Here is a 16561-nt window from a genome sequence, read left to right on the forward strand (position 1 = left end):
ACTACTCCTGGGGTTGGCCCGAGGGGGTTCGGGCTGGGGGAAAGGGATCGGGAAGCAGCCGGTCGGGCGGAAGCAAGTCGGCGGCCCAGGCAAGGCCGCGATGGCGCAGCCAGGCGGCGGCAAAGCCGGACGTGCCATGCGCTTCGGTGAGCTCGGCGATCGCGAGCTGGTCGGCCTTGGAAGAGGTGGCGGTAAAGGCGAGCGCGACCTCGCCCAGCCCCAGTTCGAACAGCCGGTTGCCGCGTGCCGACTGGCAGTAATAATCGCGCTTGGGGGTGGCCCGTGCGATGATTTCGATCTGCCGGTCGTTCAGACCGAACCTGCGATAGATCGACAGGATTTGCGGCTCGATCGCGCGCTCGTTGGGGAGGAATATCCGGGTCGGGCAGCTCTCGATGATGGCGGGCGCGATTGCGCTGGTCTCGATGTCAGCCAGGCTCTGGGTCGCGAAGACGACGCTGGCGTTCTTCTTGCGCAGCGTCTTGAGCCATTCGCGCAGCTGCGCGGCGAAGGCGGGGCTGTCGAGCACCAGCCAGCCCTCGTCGATGATGATCATCGTCGGCGAACCGTCGAGCCGGCCTTCGATCCGGTGGAACAGATAGGCGAGCACGGCTGGTGCCGTCGCCGAGCCGGTCAGTCCTTCGGTCTCGAAGGCCTGGAAGCTCGCCTCCCCCAGATGCTCGGCCTCGGCATCGAGCAGCCGCCCGAACGGGCCGCCGATGCAATAGGGAGCGAGCGCCTGCTTCAGCGCCTGCGACTGGAGCAGCACGGCAAGCCCGGTCAAAGTGCGTTCGGCAACCGGCGCGGTCGAAAGCGAGGTCAGTGCCGACCACAAATGTTCCTTGGTGACCGGATCGACGGTGACACCCTCGGAAGCGAGGATGGCCTGGAGCCATTCAGCCGCCCAGTTGCGCTCCGCCGGTTCGTTGATGCGCGCCAGCGGCTGCAACAGCACCGCGCCAGCGCCGTCGTCGGAAAGGCTTGTTCCCAGATCCTGCCAGTCGCCGCCGCAGGCGAGCGCGGCGGCGCGGATCGAACCCCCGAAATCGAAAGCAAAGACCTGGGCGCGATCATAGCGCCGGAATTGCAGCGCCATCAGCGCGAGCAGCACCGACTTGCCGGCGCCCGTGGGACCCACGATCAGCGTGTGGCCGACATCACCGACGTGGAGCGAAAACCGAAATGGGGTCGAGCCTTCGGTCCGGGCATGGAACAGCGGGGCTGCGCGGAAATGCTCGTCCCATTCGGGCCCGGCCCATACGGCCGACAGCGGGATCATGTGGGCCAGGTTGAGGGTTGAGATCGGGGGCTGGCGAACATTGGCGTAGACATGGCCGGGCAGCGAGCCAAGCCAGGCCTCGACCGCATTCATCCCCTCGACGACACAGGTGAAGTCGCGGCCCTGGATGACCTTTTCGACCAGCCGCAGCTTTTCGGCTGCGAGCGCCGGATTCTCATCCCAGACCGTCACCGTCGCGGTGACATAGGCCTGACCCACGAAATCCGAGCCCAGTTCCTGCAGCGCCGCATCGGCATCGGCCGCCTTGTTCGAAGCATCGCTGTCGAGCAGCGTCGAAGCCTCGTTGGTCATCACCTCCTTGAGGATCGCGGCGACCGACTTGCGCTTGGCGAACCATTGCCGCCGGATCTTGGCGGTGAGCCTGGTCGCATCGATCTTGTCGAGCATCACCGCGCGGGTCGACCAGCGATAGGCGAAGGCGAGCCGGTTGAGTTCGTCGAGCAGCCCGGGGAAGGTCGAACTCGGAAAACCCACTACGGTCAGCGTGCGCAGATGCGCGCGGCCGAGCCGGGGTTCGAGCCCGCCGGTCAGCGGTTCGTCGGCGAGCAGCGCGTCAAGATGCATCGGGGTCTCAGGCACACGCACCCGGTGGCGCTGCGTCGAGATGCAGCTGTGGAGGTAGGTCAGCGTCTCGCTGTCATCGAGCCATTGGGCTTCGGGCATGAAGCCTTCGATCAGCCGCAACAGCCGGTCGGTGCGGTCGATAAACTGACCCAGTAAATCCTTCGGGTTGACGCCCTTCTCGGCCTTGCCCTCGTAGAGCCAGCTCTCGGCGCGCGCGGCGTCCTCGGCAGGCGGCATCCACAGTAGTGTCAGGAAGTACCGGCTCTCGAAATGCGCACCTTCCTCGGCGAACTGCGCGGCGCGTTCCTGCTCGACCAGCGCCGAAGCGGGATCGGGGAAGATGCTTTCGGGATAATCCTGCGCCGGGCGGCGCACCGCCTCGACGAAGATCGCCCAGCCCGAACCCAGCCGGCGCAGCGCAGAATTGAGCCGCGCGGTCGTTGCGATCAATTCGGCAGGCGTTGCGCTGTCCAGGTCCGGCCCGCGAAAGCTCGCCGAACGCTGGAAGCTGCCGTCCTTGTTGAGCACCACGCCGGGTGCGACCAGCGCTGCCCAGGGCAGGAAATCGGCAAGCCGGTCGGCCTTGTTCCGGTATTCGCGAAGCGAGAGCATCAGCTTCAGACCCTCAGATAGGTGGGAAAGCGCAAGTGCCGCCGGGCGACATCGACGAATTGGGGATCGCGCCGCGCCGCCCAGACAGACACCGCATGGCCGAGCGCAAAGATCACGACGCCCGCGATCCACAGGCGCAGGCCGAGCCCGATCGCGGCGGCCAGCGTCGCATTGGCGATCGCAAGCCCGCGCGGCGCACCGCCAAGCAGGATATGCTCGGTCAGCGCGCGGTGGACCGGGACGACGTAACCCGGCACCGCCTCGGGCGGCACGGCGTCCATCAGACCAGCGCTCCGCCGCCGAAGCTGAAGAACGACAGGAAGAAGGACGAGGCGGCAAAGGCGATCGACAGGCCGAAAACGATCTGGATCATCCGGCGCGCGCCGCCCGACGTGTCGCCAAACGCCAGCGCCAAACCGGTGGCGATGATAATCATGACCGCAACGATCTTGGCGACGGGCCCCTGGATGGATTCGAGGATCGATTGCAGCGGCGCTTCCCACGGCATCGACGATCCCGCCGCATGGGCGGGCGTGGCGATGGAAAGAGCAACGAAGCCGCCGAGCAGGACCGCGGACAGGCGGGCACGGGCGCGGATGAAGGTCTGGATCACGGAATGTCTCCTTGAGGCTGGGGGGTGATGGGAAGGATCTGGTAGTCACCGTGGGCATCGAGCCCGGTGATCCGTGCGAGTTCCGAGAGCCGACGCCCGGTGCCGTCGCGGACCAGCACGGCAATCACATCGATCGTCTCGGCGATCAGCGCGCGCGGCACGGTGACCACGCTTTCCTGGATCAGTTGTTCCATGCGCCTCAGCGTGCCGAGTGCCGATCCGGCATGGATCGTGCCGACCCCGCCGGGATGACCGGTGCCCCATGCCTTCAAGAGGTCGAGAGCTTCCGCGCCGCGCACCTCGCCGATGGGGATGCGGTCTGGCCGCAGCCGGAGCGCGGAGCGCACCAGGTCGGAGAGCGTTGCTACGCCGTCCTTGGTGCGCAGTGAGACGAGGTTGGGCGCGTCGCATTGCAGCTCGCGGGTGTCCTCTATCAGGACCACCCGGTCGTCTGTCCTCGCGACTTCGGCGAGCAGGGCGTTGGTGAGCGTCGTCTTGCCGGTCGAAGTGCCGCCGGCGACCAGGATGTTCTTCTTGGCGGCGACCGCCGCAGCGAGCGCATCGGCCTGCCACTGGTCCATGATCCCGGCGGCGACGTAGTCGGCAAGGGTGAACACAGCGACGGCGGGCTTGCGGATCGCGAAACTTGGTGCCGCCACGACCGGAGGCAACAGCCCCTCGAACCGCTCCCCCGTCTCGGGCAGCTCCGCCGAAACGCGCGGCGCGCGCCCATGAACCTCGGCCCCGACATGGTGCGCGACAAGCCGGATGATCCGCTCGCCATCGGCAGCGGACATCCCGCTTCCCGTATCGGCGATCCCGGCTCCAAGTCGGTCGACCCAAAGGCGCCCGTCGGGATTGAGCATGACCTCGATCACCGAGGCGTCCTCAAGCCAAGCCGCGATATCCGGTCCGAGCGCGGTGCGAAGCATGCGCGCGCCACGTGACGATGCTTCTTTCCGGATCGGGGTGACGCTCATGAATTGCCTCGCAGATGCGAGCCAGCCGACCACTGGCTGCGCTCGCGAGGCAGATCAAAAGGACATCAAATCGTGGTCGCGCAACAGCAAGTTGCGCAGGGCGTATCCTGGCGCGGAGAAGGCCAGATAGTGCGGAGTGTCAGGCTCGAATGAAGCGCGCCTGGGCCCTGTCATAATGATATTCGGTCACCGTTCCGTCGCTGATACGGGTGACCAGTTCATCGATAGCCGCGAACGGGATCAGGAACCATTCACGCGGCTGGACGGACTTGCCGAACCGGTCTCCGGCCGAGAGGTCCAACCGGGCTGGCGCGAGCGCGCGATGGATCAGGCCTTCGAGCTTGCTACGGTTGATGTTGTAGAGCTTGTATTGGGCAATGATCTCGACGTCGGCGAGGAGAAACGTCGGATCGTTGCGGGCATTGGCGATCCGGCTGACAACCGGTTGACCGGTAACCCCGATCTTGTGGATCAACTCCCGGTGCTGCTCCACATACGGATGAGCGGACTTGCTACGCAGGACATAGATCGTGCCGCTGGCCAGATCATCAGGCTCGGCCACATCTCCAAACAGCGGACCAGCGCTGACCTCGGTTATCCTGCGGGCCGTATCGTCCCGATAAAGCGCCTTCTGGAACGACCGCGACAGGACGGTCGCTTCGGTTCCGTTGTCGTAGATGACCCGGACACGGCGATCCTTGCGCTCGTATTGCGTGACAAAGTCTTCGGTTGAGGCGGCGATATAGGCGAGCTGCCCGCCGACGATGAAGAAGTTGCCGGGCTGGATTTCCGCGAGGGTGACTTCAGTTTGCTCGAGCACCTTGGCCTGCCGCGCACCCGCCTTGAGGTCGGCCTGGACCCGCTCAAACAGGTTCCTGAAGTTGTCGAAATCGACACATGGCTCGCGATTTGCGATTTCCTCGGCAGCGCGCTTGTCGGCGCGTGACGAGACGTGCCGAAGCCGGGTGATGTCGGCATCAGACCCGCCAACGATACCAAGTTCGGCGAGCAATGCCTCATCATCGAGCGCCGCCGGAGCGGCTGCGGTGGTCGCGCCATCAAGGATGCCATCCGCGTCGAGCGGCGTCAGCAATTCACGTGCTTCCGGCATGTTGCGAAGCTGGTCCAGGCGAACGGCATAAAGCCGCTCGAAAATGTCGCGATCCTCGCCATGCCTGGGCAACCGGCCATGTACCGCAACAAACCGCTGGATCTCCTCGAATCCCGCAACAATCCGCTCCTGCAGCGGCGTCAGCGTGCGCTGAACCTCGGGCGTCATGTCGACGCCGAGTTCCGCCAGCAGTTCGAGATCGCTCAGTTCAGCCATCGGTGCCGGCCTTTGCGGCATGGCGCTGGAGAAAGGCGATCCCCTCGGCCATCTTGCGCTCCCAGGCGTCCTGCGAGGTCAGCGAGGGCAGCCGCCCACGCTCTCGCTTGAACTCCAGCGCCCGCTCCGCCAGCGCCCGGGCGTCCTCGTAGGTGAGCTTGTCCTTCTTGGCGTTAATCACCGCCTGCACCTGCAACAGGGTCTTCTCGTCCATCGACTTGGCCAGCACGGCATAGGTAGCGCTGAAGGGATTGACCCGGTCGATCATGTCGATGTCGAGATCGGTAACGCTGAGCGCGAATTTGCGGACCCCGTCGATGAAGGCGGTGTTCGCCTTGATCTCGCCGTCAACTACGTCTCCGCCCATCATCGCCTTGGCCTGCTGGGTGACGTTCATCGCTGCAATCGCGTGCTGGCGTACCGCTTCCTGATCCTCGGTGCTGAGTTCGGGATACTTCTCACGGATGATCTTGCCCATCTTCAGCTGGGTTAGTTCTTCCGGCACCACGTCAGGATCGAACATGCCGCGTTCCAACACCGACTTGTCCTGCACGAAGCTCGCGATCACCTCGTTGAGGTCCTCGCGGCAGATGCGCGTAGCCTCGATGCTGGTCGGCAGCTTCAGGCCCTTGATCTCGAAGTGCATCTGGCCCTGGGCGTTGACGCCGACATTGGCTTCGCCCGGCTTGTAGCCCTCCTCGCCATAGTCGAAGCCCTCCTTCGGTCCGGCGTCCTTGGGCGTGAACTCAAAGCGCGGCGCCAGCACCTGCTCCATCAGCAGGCTGGCCGCGATGGCTTTCAGGTAATCATTGATCGCATCTACGACGAGCGGATCGTCAGCGGCCGGTTCCGCGATCAGATTGGTGAAACGAGCCCGCGTCTTGCCCGGCGCATCGCGGGTGGCGCGCCCGATGATCTGGATGATCTCGGTCAGGCTCGAACGATAGCCGACGGTCAGCGCATGCTCGCACCAGATCCAGTCAAACCCTTCCTTGGCCATGCCGAGCGCGATGATGATGTCGACAAATTCGCGGTTGGTCCGGGCCTCGGGTGATTTCAGCGATGCCACCACCTTGTCGCGCTTGGCCGCATCGTCGTCGACAAGGTCGGCGACCTTGATGACGCTGCCCGCTGCTGTGTGAACCAGGTGAAAGCCAGTCTCGGGATCGACACCATGCCAATCGCCGAGATGGTTCATGATGTCCTCGGCCTCGCGGTGCTTGTCCTTGAGGCTCTCCCGCGAATTGACCGAGGGGATGTGAACAATGGTTTTCACCGTGGGGTCGAGAAGCGCCGAGATCTTGTCCGTGTAGCGGCCCATGTAGAAACTGTAGCCGATGTCGAGCACCTTCAGATGCTCGTAGCCGTTGAGCTGCTCGTAGTAGGTGTAGGTGACGGTCTCGAATTTTGCTTCGTCCTCTGGCGCCAGCACCGGGATGGCATCGCCCCGGAAATAACTGCCGGTCATGGCGACGATGTGCGCCTTGTCGCGTCCGATCAGCTGGGCAAGCTGGGCGCCAAGCCGGTTGCCAGCATCCGCCGAAACATGGTGAAACTCGTCAATGGCGATGACTGTGTCGTCGAATGCCTCCACCCCTAACTCGTCAAAGGCGAAACGGAAGGTGGCGTGAGTGCAGACCAGCACTCTCTCATCGCCTGCCAGGAACTCACCCAGGGCCTTGACCTTGGATTTTGCCACCTTGGGGTCGTCGGCACCCGGCGTGTTGCACAGGTTCCACTGGGGGGCGACTACCCAGTCCGCCCAGAAGCCATGCTTGCTCAGCGGTTCACTGGCAAAGCTTGCACCGATCGAACGCTCCGGAACGCAGACGATCGCCTTCCTGACGCCCTGGTTGGTCAGCTTGTCGAGCGCGATGAACATGAGCGCGCGCGACTTGCCCGAAGCTGGCGGCGACTTGATGAGCAGGTACTGCTCACCACGCTTGTCATAGGCGCGGGCCTGCATTGGCCGCATGCCGAGCTCGTTTGCCTTGGCGGTCGCACCGGTGCCGGCGGGGCGGAAGGTGACCGTGGGGATGATATCGCCGTTTGCCATGCAGTTCAGGCCGCCTTCTTGCCGGTCATCTTGGTGTAGAGCTCGAACAGCTTCTCGAGCCGCTCGGTGTCGTTGCGAAACTTGCGGCCGATATAGATTCGCTCCAGCACCTCGTCATTGCGCTCATGGGCATGGCGAAGGTTTTCGGGCATCTTCTCTGGATCGTAGAGTTCGGCAATCGTCTTGGGGAAATGGGCTTCACGCGCCAGCAGGATGTCCTCGGCACAACGAGTGAGGTCGGCTTTGTTTTGTTCAGTCAGTGTGGGGACGGGAAACGTGTTCCAACCTAGATTGCTTGCATATCGAAGACGAGTCTCAAGCTTACCGCATACCGTGCTAATCCATGCTAAGTGAAGTTTGGACATTAAGATCGAAAGATCCACCATTGTCGGAGTGTATATGGCATGAGCAAGGTGCGTAATAATGAACTCTTTACTTAAAAGTCCGACCGGGAGATATTCCCGCTTCTCAGAAGAAACCTGCGGAACAACAATTTGAAGTCTCTTACTTGTGTTTCTGAATCGAAATTGATGGGATCGATCGACGAGCGTAATTGCCACCTCTCCACCATCTTCCCTAGCCTTCCGGACCTTCTCAATCCGCTCCGCAATCTCGGGGAATTGCATAAATTCAGTCAAATCTTGGTCGTCTATCCATAAACAGTATCGCAAAATACCATCAATAAATTCACTGGTTCCCGTCACCGGTCTGATTGACTTAGAAACGACCGGATACCTCTGCGAAATGGCCTTCGCCTCCATGGAATTCAAAAACAGATTCCCTCCGTCATAAGCGGCATTGCCCGTGATCATCGGAGAAAGCGAGTTTATCGGTTTTGACTCGCTTTCGACAATCACTTGGGGGCCGTCTATGAGATAGGCATTTATATTCGTAACCTTTCGGCGCGATTGGTCGTTGTATATGAATTTTTCCGAAACCAAGTGTCGCGTCAATCCGACGATGGTTACCGATACTCCCGCATTATTTTGCGCATTATTCTGCCACTTGAAGGTTTCGTAGGAAAACTCAACGATACACCCTAGTTTTTCTAAAATTGGCCATAGCACGGGCACGTGGGTCCCTTGCGATATGGAGTTCGTGGTGACAATAGCGGCCCGATCATAGTATTGCAGATAGATTCCTGTTTTCACAAGAAAGGCACAAATGTAGTCTAAGTTTTTGAATTTGGGCTCATTGGCGAATATCGCCTTCATGTCGGACTTTTGTGCGGCATTTTGCTTCTTCCCCCCGATGTAGGGAGGGTTGCCGCACACAAAAATTTCACCGCCTTCGTTCTCGAAATCTATCTCCGCTTGGTCAAGCGGTGTCTCGAACAGGTCATGAGCCTGCATTCGAACGCCTGATCCCGTGGGCGGGCAAAGACTCAGCCAGTCTAGTCGCAGCGCGTTGCCGCACGTGATCCAATTCTGGCTATCGAGCGGCAAGAAATCGGCGAGCGCCTCCTTCTGCCCGCGATACAGGACGTCGCATTGGAACTCGGCGATGATGAGTGCGAGCCTCGCGATCTCGGCCGGAAATTCACGAAGCTCGATGCCTCGAAAATTGGTCAACGGGATTGCGGTCTTCCGATGGGCTTCGCCCCGCCGCAAGTTGATCTCGGCCTCGATCTCCCGCATCTGCTTGTAGGCGATGACAAGGAAGTTGCCCGACCCGCACGCCGGATCAAAAACGCGGATGCGTGCCATGCGATGGCGCAGGTTCAGCAGCTTGCGGGCGTTGTCGCCAGCCTCGTCGAGCGCCTTCCGCAGATCGTCGAGGAACAGTGGGTTCAGCACCTTCAGGATGTTCGGCACGCTGGTGTAGTGCATGCCGAGCGCGCCACGCTCCTCGTCGTCGGCCACCGCCTGGATCATGCTGCCGAAGATGTCGGGGTTGATCTTCTTCCAGTTCAGGTTGCCGATCTGGATCAGATATGACCGCGCGATCCGGCTGAAGCGCGGGACGTCGGTGTTGCCGGAAAACAGCTGGCCATTGACGTACGGGAACACGTCGGCCCAACGAGGCGTGCCGGCTGCCTTGCGATAGCGCTCATCCAGCTTGCCTTCGTGCCGCGTGGGCGTATCCATCGCCTGGAAGATCTGGCTGATGACTTCGTGCGTGTTGCCTGAATCCCTGGCGCTCATCTGATCAACGGTGCGGGTAAACAGGCCCTCACCGTTGAAGATGTCGGTATCCTCGGCAAAGAAGCAGAAGATCAGCCGGGCCATGAAGTGGTTCATGTCGGCCCGGCGCTCGGCGGTTGCCCACTCCGGATTGTCTTTCAGCAACTCCACATAGAGCTTGTTAAGCCGGCTCGTCGCCCGAATGTCGAACGTGCTCTCGCGAATCTGCTTGACGGTCGTGATGCCGGCAAGGGGCAGGAACAGGCCAAAGTGGTTGGGAAAATCGGCAAACGTGCAGGCGACGGTCTCGCCACTGTTGAGGTCTTCCGCCTGGAAATCTGCCCCATCGGTGGCGAGAATGAACTTTGCCTTCGCCGCAGCCGTCTTCGGGCTCTCGCGCAGCGCCTTCAGCGTCTGATCGACGGTCCCGGCGTCACAGGTGGCGATGTGAATGTTGCTGCGCTGAAGCACGCCGCCCGGCAGATCGGAAGCGTTCGATGCCCCGCTGCGCAGCTTCTTGAGCGTTGTGGCTTTGTTTCCAAAGGCTTCAAGGAAAGCGAACGGGAACTCCGCTCGATCAAAGGGATGTTCAGCTAACTCCGATATTGCCTGTTCGATCTCGACTGCGTTCATACGCCTTCACTACGACGTGAACGGGGATGATAACAAGCCGAGACGGGGCGGCAATGTCGGACAATCCGGAATGGCTCGTTACAGGAGCGCGATCGGTATAGCGGACACTCCCGACGGCGAACGGCGCGTCTCGAGCGCCTGCTGCACGACGTTCCGCGGTGGACGCCGCAGATTTCAGGACTGGGAGTGGGTAGTCACGAAGCTCAGGAAGGAGCCAGATCGGCGCTCGTAGAGCAAAGCCATTGCCGGGAGATCAAGAGCAGTCGACATGTTCAAGCGAGCCAAAGATCATCTGGCCCGTGGTAAAAAATGTCGACCTTGTTCGCCTCGGTGCTGACCACAGCACGAAGTAGCCCGCGATGACCAGGGTTCAGCACTGCCTGGAGGTCTCCGAGAACCGTGCCATCTGGGGCCATCACGGGCCGCTGACCTTCGCTTGCACGCAGACGCAACGGCGACCCGGCAGCGGGCAACACGCCCGGCTTCCACTGTACCCACGCCCAATAGCGGCGCTCAATCCACGTCCGCTTTTCGGCAGGAACGAAGCCGGTCCGGAAAGCGGACCAGAGGCTCGCCGTCTCAGCGGTTGGCCAGCCGGGCATTTGGGAGAAGGCCGTCACGATATCACTGTCGAGCCAGACCTGAAGCTCGGCGAGCGTGACGAAAGTTGCGGCGGTGTCGCCGACCGCTTTGATCGCCGCCAGCCGGGAGGAAAAGCCTGCCTGGATCAGCAGCGAGGCGGATCGGTTCATCGTGCCAGTCTCAACCGCTGGTACGGCCAGGCCGAGTTCGAAGTCGTCCAGAGCCAGCCCAAATGGAGCGATGGTGTCGGCATTCGCGACACCGCGAACGCGGATGGCTTCCATGGCCCATGGCAGCCGATAGACGAGCCCTCCCTCGACGAACTGCATCATGTCCGATGGATCACCGCCCGCCAGACCGGCAAGGGGCTGTCCCAGCAGCCAGGCCCGAAGGATATCGCACCAGTTGTCGGGCAACGTATCGGGAGCGAACGGAAAGATCCCGAACACCAGCTCGGCAATCTGCGTGATCGCGAGGATCGCCGCCTCTCCATCCTGCGCCAGGAGGGATCCGTTGGCGTTGACGAGCAGGTCGTTTGCCACCGGAGCGATCGCGTCCAATGCGTGGCCGGTTCCGAGCCCGACACCGGCAAGGAAATATCCGCGCCGCTGAGGGGCCGTCGAGTTCGCCCAGACGACGCGACTACGGCCGACTAGCGCAGCGCGCATGATGGCGCGGAACTCAGCCGTCCTGCGATTCAGCCTGCGCTCCCAGAGCGACGACTGAAGTATGGTGTCGAGCGCCTCGGCGATGCCGTCGTCGGGAACTTCGGCTTCACCGAGGAGGGCGAGTACCGCCGTGTCCAGGGAGGCGACATAGCCATCCCACGCCCGGCGCTCTCGTTCAGCATCGGCCGGATCTTCGCCGGCAATCTCAGGGAATGTCCATGCAGCAGCGTTATTGAGAACATACTCCATAAGTTGGTCGTCGGTCCGGACTTGCTGTTGCTGCATGCGGAGGAGCAAGGTCAGCACGAGCCGCAGGAGGCCGCTCTCCATTTCACGTGACCGTTCGTCGTCGATCAGCCCTTCCCATTGGCCAGTCCGGTATGCGTGCCGGTCGTACATCGGATACAGCACCAAGCCTTCGACATCGACGTAGGCGCGCCCGGCGCGACCGACGACATTCTTGAACTCAGCCGCTTCGATCCGCACGCGGTTGCGGGTGAGCGAGTGGATGATCACTGCGGTAGCGGACAGATTGAGCCCTTGGGCCAGCGTCGGGGAAGAGATGGTGACCTTGAGGACGCCGTCCCTGAGCAGGCGCTCAACTTCTTTTCGATAGGCGGTTGGCAACGCGCCGTGATGGATCGCGACGCCTAACTGCAGGCACTGTAGGATTGGATGGTCTGCCCCGAGCCACTCAGCGCCTAATACCAGAGCGGTTGTCAGCACGGCGGGATCGACGGTCAGGAGATTCCGGAGCGCGCCGCGGCGATGGAGGTCGATGATCCTACCAGCGAACGGCTCGACGTGCGCCCGGACAGGGCAGAAGATCAGCACCGATTGTCCGTCGTCTACGAGCCGCCAAGCGGTAGCCAGGCAAAGCTCCCCCAAGTCCTTCGGGAAAGGCGTGGTCCGTTGGCCTATCGGCGGCACCGATGCCGTCAGGTAGCGCGGTACGAACGGGCGTTCGTCACCGACGCGCAGATTGAGGCGTGCGTGGTTGCCGTTCCAAATGACTTCCCCGTAGCGAAGTCGCGTTGGGCGCCAGTCATTCTTGATGAGCCCTCCAGCCTGGTCGCGACGGAGCCAGCAGGCAAAATCTTCAAGCTGGTCGCCATCGGGCAGGATTGCGGACAAGCATACGATGCGCCGCTCGGCGGCATCCGCGCGCTTCAGCAGGCGCTGGATTTGCACCTCGTAGCGAACCTCGCGCTCGCTGAGGCCGATCATGTGTCCTTCGTCGAAAACGAGGAGGCCCACGTCATCGAGCAGGGTCGGATCGTTGCGCAGAGCGAAGTCAAGCTTCTCTGGGGTCGCGACGACGATATGGCGAGTCCGGATCGCGTCCTCGTCGACGTCGCTGACGCCGGTGCTGCCATAGAGGGCGGAGATGGTCTTTCCGAGGGGGGCGAATGTCCGCTGCAGCGTGACTTCCGTCTGCGCGGAGAGCGCGCGGAGCGGCGTCACGAACATCACGCGCTTGCCTGCTGCGAGGCAACGCAGGATGCACAGCTCCGCTATCCGAGTCTTGCCAGCACTGGTCGGGAGAGACACGACAAGGTCATCGGTCTGATCGACACTCCGCGCGGCCGCGTCGAGCTGGGAAGGCCAAAGCTCGATCTCGGCCTTCCGGCGGCTGTGCAGGACGGCGAGATAGAGGGTCCGCAACGCTGGCCAAGTGGGCGCGTCGCCACCTGCGGGGGCGAGCGGCAACCGATGATGGAAGCTGCAATCCCAGAGATCGTTCAAAAGGTGGATGGTCAGGCGGTGGAGCCACCATTGCGGCACGAGATTGAGCTCGGCGGACGCTTTTATGCCCTCAGCCAGGTGCTCAAGCGCCGTGTCGAGCAAGGCGCGCTCGCCGCGTTCAAGCGCGAGGAGGAACATCGCCATCGCGCCGAAGAAGCGATCGGTCAGCGCAAGATCAACAGCGTCGAAAAGGAAGCCTGGGTCGTCAGTCTCGGGTCGGCCGATGAGTTCGTCGACCATAAGCTGATCTTCGAGGGAGGCGGCAAGCGCATCGTCGGAGCCTGAGCCTTCCGCCCTGAAGGCGAGGATTGCGCGCTCAAGTTCGTTGAGGTTCCTGAGCATCAATTGCGCGACTGCGCGCTCCGCTTGTGAGAAGTTTTCGTCGCCGAGCACGATGGTGAGCAGAGAGTAGGCTCGGGCCGACATGCGGGCCAGATGGTAGCTGGCTGCAGCGACGACGAAGTGGAAGCTCCGATCGGCCCCGTCACGAGGACCGCGGGCGATCACGGCCTCCAGAGCCGTCGCGGCTTGCTCGAAAGCCGATCGGGCACGAGCCTCGTCGCCGCCGAGGTCGCGCAGCCGAAGCCCGAGTTCCAACAGCGCATAGCCATAGCCGAGCAGGTCGTTGCTGAGCTGCGGCGTGAAGGCAGGCGCTTCGGGCGGGAGGACACCGTCCCGCCACACTATCGCGCGCGCCTGGCCGCGTGCCAGCAGGCGGTTGCGAAACCCGGGGACAATGGCCGCGTCGATGTCGGCCTGGATCGCTTCAACCGTTGTTGGCATTGGCGATCACCTGATCATAGACTCCGGCGATGAACGCGCCGTGCGGGTCAATGCGGATGCCGACATAGAGCTGGCTGAAACCGCCCCCGTAACCTTGCAGGTTCGCTCGGAGGAGATTCGCTGGGTTGTTGCCCGACAGCGTGAACAGCAGGTGTTTCACGCTTTGCGGAGCGATGCCATGCTTCAGCAATGCGTCGTCAATCGCGTCGGCCAGGTCGTTGTTACCCGCCTCCATCAACCGGTCGGCGATGAACTCTAGGGCATGCGCGGATGGCAATCCGCCATCCTTGTCGAGACCCGCGCGGGCCTCGGTGAGGACCCCCCCCGGCAGCGTGGCCCGGCTCTTCGCTTCGGTCTTCAGGAATCGCAGGTGGCCGGTGGCCGGGTCACGGTAGAGCCCGATTACATCGTCGCCCCGCATGGCCATGTTGCGATGGTCCTTCCAGCGCAGGCGCTTGATCGGCGCGGCGTATTGCGTCCCGGCCGCGATGTACTCGGTCGCGAGAATCTCGCCGAGGTCGCCAGAGCGGATCTGCTTGGTGGTGGGCAGCTTGCCTTCGATGAAAGCGGCGGTCTTTGGGCGGCCGAGCCGACGGAGGATTCGAGCGACATGTTCTTCCGCGGCATAGTGTTCGGGCACGATCGCTGCGACGGCTGCGGAACCGTGCGCGATGTCAGCCGCTCTGGCTGTGATGAGTTCGAGCGCATGGGCGCCGACGTCTTCGGCAGCCCGGTCGCACCAGTTTGGAAAGCCTACCATTCACACCCCCTGCGACACCCTTAGTAGACATGAGGGGGAATGGCACGAACCATTGATTGCAGGCGTTCGTTGCTGGCTTCTTGAAGTCGGCAAAAATGAATGCTTGGGAAACTGCGAGACCAGAGCTTTGAATTTGCGTGGCCGGCTAGTCGAGGTCGGTCAGGTCCGCGAATGCTTCATCGATCGACCTGGCGCGATGGGGAAACGAGACCTTCAGTTCGTCGGTGTCCATCGCCCGCTTCACTAGCGTGAAGCGACCCGGCTGCTCCCGGATCTCGTAGAACCGAACGGCCCGGTTCCGATCTTCCAGCGCCTTCACGACCGCGTATTTCACCGCAGCAGCGCAGCGCATCCCGAACACAATTTCCTCCATTTCGAGCGGTGAGGCGTTCACCCCCCGCGGCCCGATCAGCCGCCATTCTTTCTCGTAGCCCCAGGGCATCGCCTTTCGGAGGAGAACGGCGCCATCCACGGCAGTCCGCGCTGCGCTGTCGCCGTCGAGCATTCGGGCAACGGCGCTCGCCTTGACCATCCGGCTCCCTCCGTAGCGAATGACGTGGAGGTCGGGCAGCGTGTCGGCGGGCGCCGAGTAGCCGATGCACAGGCCGTTGTGCTGATCGCCGTAGTGGCTCCACATGAGCGGGCAGACCGCGCGCTCGGCGAGCGAGACAACGCCGCTGTTGTAGCGCCGGAGAAGCTCCGCTTCGACATACTGGCCGAACAGATACTGCTGGGGATCGGCGATCTCGTAGTCGGGATTGGTCGCCTCGTAGCGGATGCGCTCGATGAGCTGCTCGGCCGTGCGCCGACTATGCCGCGCAATATGCTCGACGGTCTTGGGTCCCCGATATTTGATCGTCTTGGCCGCCGCTGCCATCTCGTCCTTGGATCGCTGCTCAACAAGACGTGAGAGGATGGTGGCAAGCTGGTCCGCGCCAAGGTCCGTTTCCAAGGTGGGCTTGGTGTCCAGCGGGTCGTTGAAGCTGCTGGGATCAGCGAAGTAAAGCGTGTCTGAGACCAGCATCTCCAGCGTCAGATTGCTGAAGCTGCGGTACTTGTAGAGTCTATTTGGCGTTTTGGCTGATGCCGCCACGTTGCTCGTCTCCAGTCGTAGTTACTATCGTCACAATTCCGAACGGCAGCATCACCCCAAGGCTACTCGATGCAGGTCTTTCGATCTGGGCTAAATCTCAGACCCTGCCGAGAATATGTGCTGGACAAGAAAGGGCTGCTGCGCCTCCGCGCGAGTGTGAGCAGTTTCGAACACGCCGGCCTCATCAGGGAGAAATCTCGACGGGCTTAGGTTTGGCTCGCCAACGAACCCCAGTCCGTTCTTCTGAGCGACAATCGCTACCGCAACCGCATTAACCGCGGCATCAACCTGACCGTCGAGGACATAGCCGAGCATCCCGCCATGACGGACCTGTGCGCCATACTGTCGTCTTACAAAACGGAACATGCCCTGGCTTACATACTCGGTGGCCAGCGTGCGGCGTTGGCCCCCGATCATCGCATTGAGGCGCTTGCATTCCAGGCAGAAGTAAATGGTTTCGTTCGGAACCATCGGTGAGAACACGATGTCCATCCGACCTTGCCGCTCACCGGCCGCTGGATCGAGCTCGACCATTTGTATGTCGATGCGAAAAGGCAGCTCGCCGCTGGTTCGATTTCTGCGGAGCGCGCGGCACAGCCCTTCTGTGGTCGGGTCCTCAAGCGCGTCGGGTGCGAGGGGTGGCATATCTCTCCAGGTCGAAAGGACCAACTGCAGAATTGCCGGCATCTGAGAGTCGATGAAATCCAGCCACGCGGTCGGG

11 protein-coding genes are annotated in these 16561 nt (G+C 62.2%); all 11 read right to left on the bottom strand.

Going from position 1 to position 16561, the window contains the following annotated elements; translation table 11 throughout:
* Position 1: 1 nt before the first annotated feature.
* Positions 2–2476, bottom strand: coding sequence for a conjugal transfer protein TrbE (gene trbE / locus SPYCA_RS17395; protein ID WP_120221972.1), 2475 nt, complete (start codon positions 2474–2476; stop codon positions 2–4).
* A gap of 5 nt (positions 2477–2481) precedes the next feature.
* Positions 2482–2757 carry a VirB3 family type IV secretion system protein gene (locus tag SPYCA_RS17400; RefSeq protein WP_120221973.1) on the bottom strand — a complete coding sequence of 92 codons (276 nt, stop codon included), beginning with the start codon at positions 2755–2757 and terminating at the stop codon, positions 2482–2484.
* The gene (locus SPYCA_RS17405; RefSeq protein ID WP_443029509.1) at positions 2757–3074 is read right to left on the bottom strand and encodes a TrbC/VirB2 family protein; all 318 of its coding nucleotides are present in this window, start codon (positions 3072–3074) and stop codon (positions 2757–2759) included. Before SPYCA_RS17405 ends, SPYCA_RS17400 begins: the two co-directional genes overlap by 1 nt.
* Positions 3075–3085: 11 nt before the next feature.
* Entirely contained in the window at positions 3086–4069 is a 984-nt protein-coding gene (trbB, locus tag SPYCA_RS17410; protein WP_120221975.1) for a P-type conjugative transfer ATPase TrbB, read from the bottom strand.
* A 139-nt stretch (positions 4070–4208) separates the two neighbouring features.
* On the bottom strand, positions 4209–5396 hold the full coding sequence (locus tag SPYCA_RS17415; RefSeq protein WP_120221976.1) for a GIY-YIG nuclease family protein: 1188 nt from the start codon (positions 5394–5396) through the stop codon (positions 4209–4211).
* The gene (locus SPYCA_RS17420) at positions 5389–7452 is read right to left on the bottom strand and encodes a DEAD/DEAH box helicase (protein ID WP_120221977.1); all 2064 of its coding nucleotides are present in this window, start codon (positions 7450–7452) and stop codon (positions 5389–5391) included. The genes SPYCA_RS17415 and SPYCA_RS17420 overlap by 8 nt, the downstream gene beginning before the upstream one ends.
* A 5-nt stretch (positions 7453–7457) precedes the next feature.
* Entirely contained in the window at positions 7458–10208 is a 2751-nt protein-coding gene (locus SPYCA_RS17425) for a class I SAM-dependent DNA methyltransferase (protein ID WP_120221978.1), read from the bottom strand.
* 272 nt (positions 10209–10480) lie between these two features.
* Positions 10481–13987 carry a DEAD/DEAH box helicase gene (locus tag SPYCA_RS17430; protein ID WP_120221979.1) on the bottom strand — a complete coding sequence of 1169 codons (3507 nt, stop codon included), beginning with the start codon at positions 13985–13987 and terminating at the stop codon, positions 10481–10483.
* Positions 13971–14747 carry a Hachiman antiphage defense system protein HamA gene (locus SPYCA_RS17435; RefSeq protein WP_120221980.1) on the bottom strand — a complete coding sequence of 259 codons (777 nt, stop codon included), beginning with the start codon at positions 14745–14747 and terminating at the stop codon, positions 13971–13973. The genes SPYCA_RS17430 and SPYCA_RS17435 overlap by 17 nt, the downstream gene beginning before the upstream one ends.
* 145 nt (positions 14748–14892) lie before the next feature.
* A complete protein-coding gene (locus SPYCA_RS17440; RefSeq protein ID WP_232003402.1) occupies positions 14893–15840 on the bottom strand; it encodes a DUF2971 domain-containing protein in 948 nt (315 codons plus the stop codon).
* A 90-nt stretch (positions 15841–15930) separates the two neighbouring features.
* Positions 15931–16527: a hypothetical protein gene (locus SPYCA_RS17445; RefSeq protein WP_146625178.1), complete on the bottom strand. Its 597-nt coding sequence runs from the start codon at positions 16525–16527 to the stop codon at positions 15931–15933.
* Between the last annotated feature and the right edge of the window lie 34 nt (positions 16528–16561).

Origin of the sequence: Sphingopyxis sp. FD7, assembly GCF_003609835.1 — a bacterium.
Classification (GTDB): Bacteria; Pseudomonadota; Alphaproteobacteria; order Sphingomonadales; family Sphingomonadaceae; genus Sphingopyxis.

Excerpts from the sequence above, each read along its gene's own strand:
- SPYCA_RS17430 (WP_120221979.1), bottom strand. The coding sequence starts at position 13,987 with ATGCCAACAACGGTTGAAGCGATCCAGGCCGACATCGACGCGGCCATT.
- SPYCA_RS17445 (WP_146625178.1), bottom strand. The coding sequence starts at position 16,527 with ATGCCGGCAATTCTGCAGTTGGTCCTTTCGACCTGGAGAGATATGCCA.
- trbE (WP_120221972.1), bottom strand. The coding sequence starts at position 2,476 with ATGCTCTCGCTTCGCGAATACCGGAACAAGGCCGACCGGCTTGCCGAT.
- SPYCA_RS17420 (WP_120221977.1), bottom strand. The coding sequence starts at position 7,452 with ATGGCAAACGGCGATATCATCCCCACGGTCACCTTCCGCCCCGCCGGC.
- trbB (WP_120221975.1), bottom strand. The coding sequence starts at position 4,069 with ATGAGCGTCACCCCGATCCGGAAAGAAGCATCGTCACGTGGCGCGCGC.
- SPYCA_RS17435 (WP_120221980.1), bottom strand. The coding sequence starts at position 14,747 with ATGGTAGGCTTTCCAAACTGGTGCGACCGGGCTGCCGAAGACGTCGGC.
- SPYCA_RS17415 (WP_120221976.1), bottom strand. The coding sequence starts at position 5,396 with ATGGCTGAACTGAGCGATCTCGAACTGCTGGCGGAACTCGGCGTCGAC.
- SPYCA_RS17425 (WP_120221978.1), bottom strand. The coding sequence starts at position 10,208 with ATGAACGCAGTCGAGATCGAACAGGCAATATCGGAGTTAGCTGAACAT.
- SPYCA_RS17400 (WP_120221973.1), bottom strand. The coding sequence starts at position 2,757 with ATGGACGCCGTGCCGCCCGAGGCGGTGCCGGGTTACGTCGTCCCGGTC.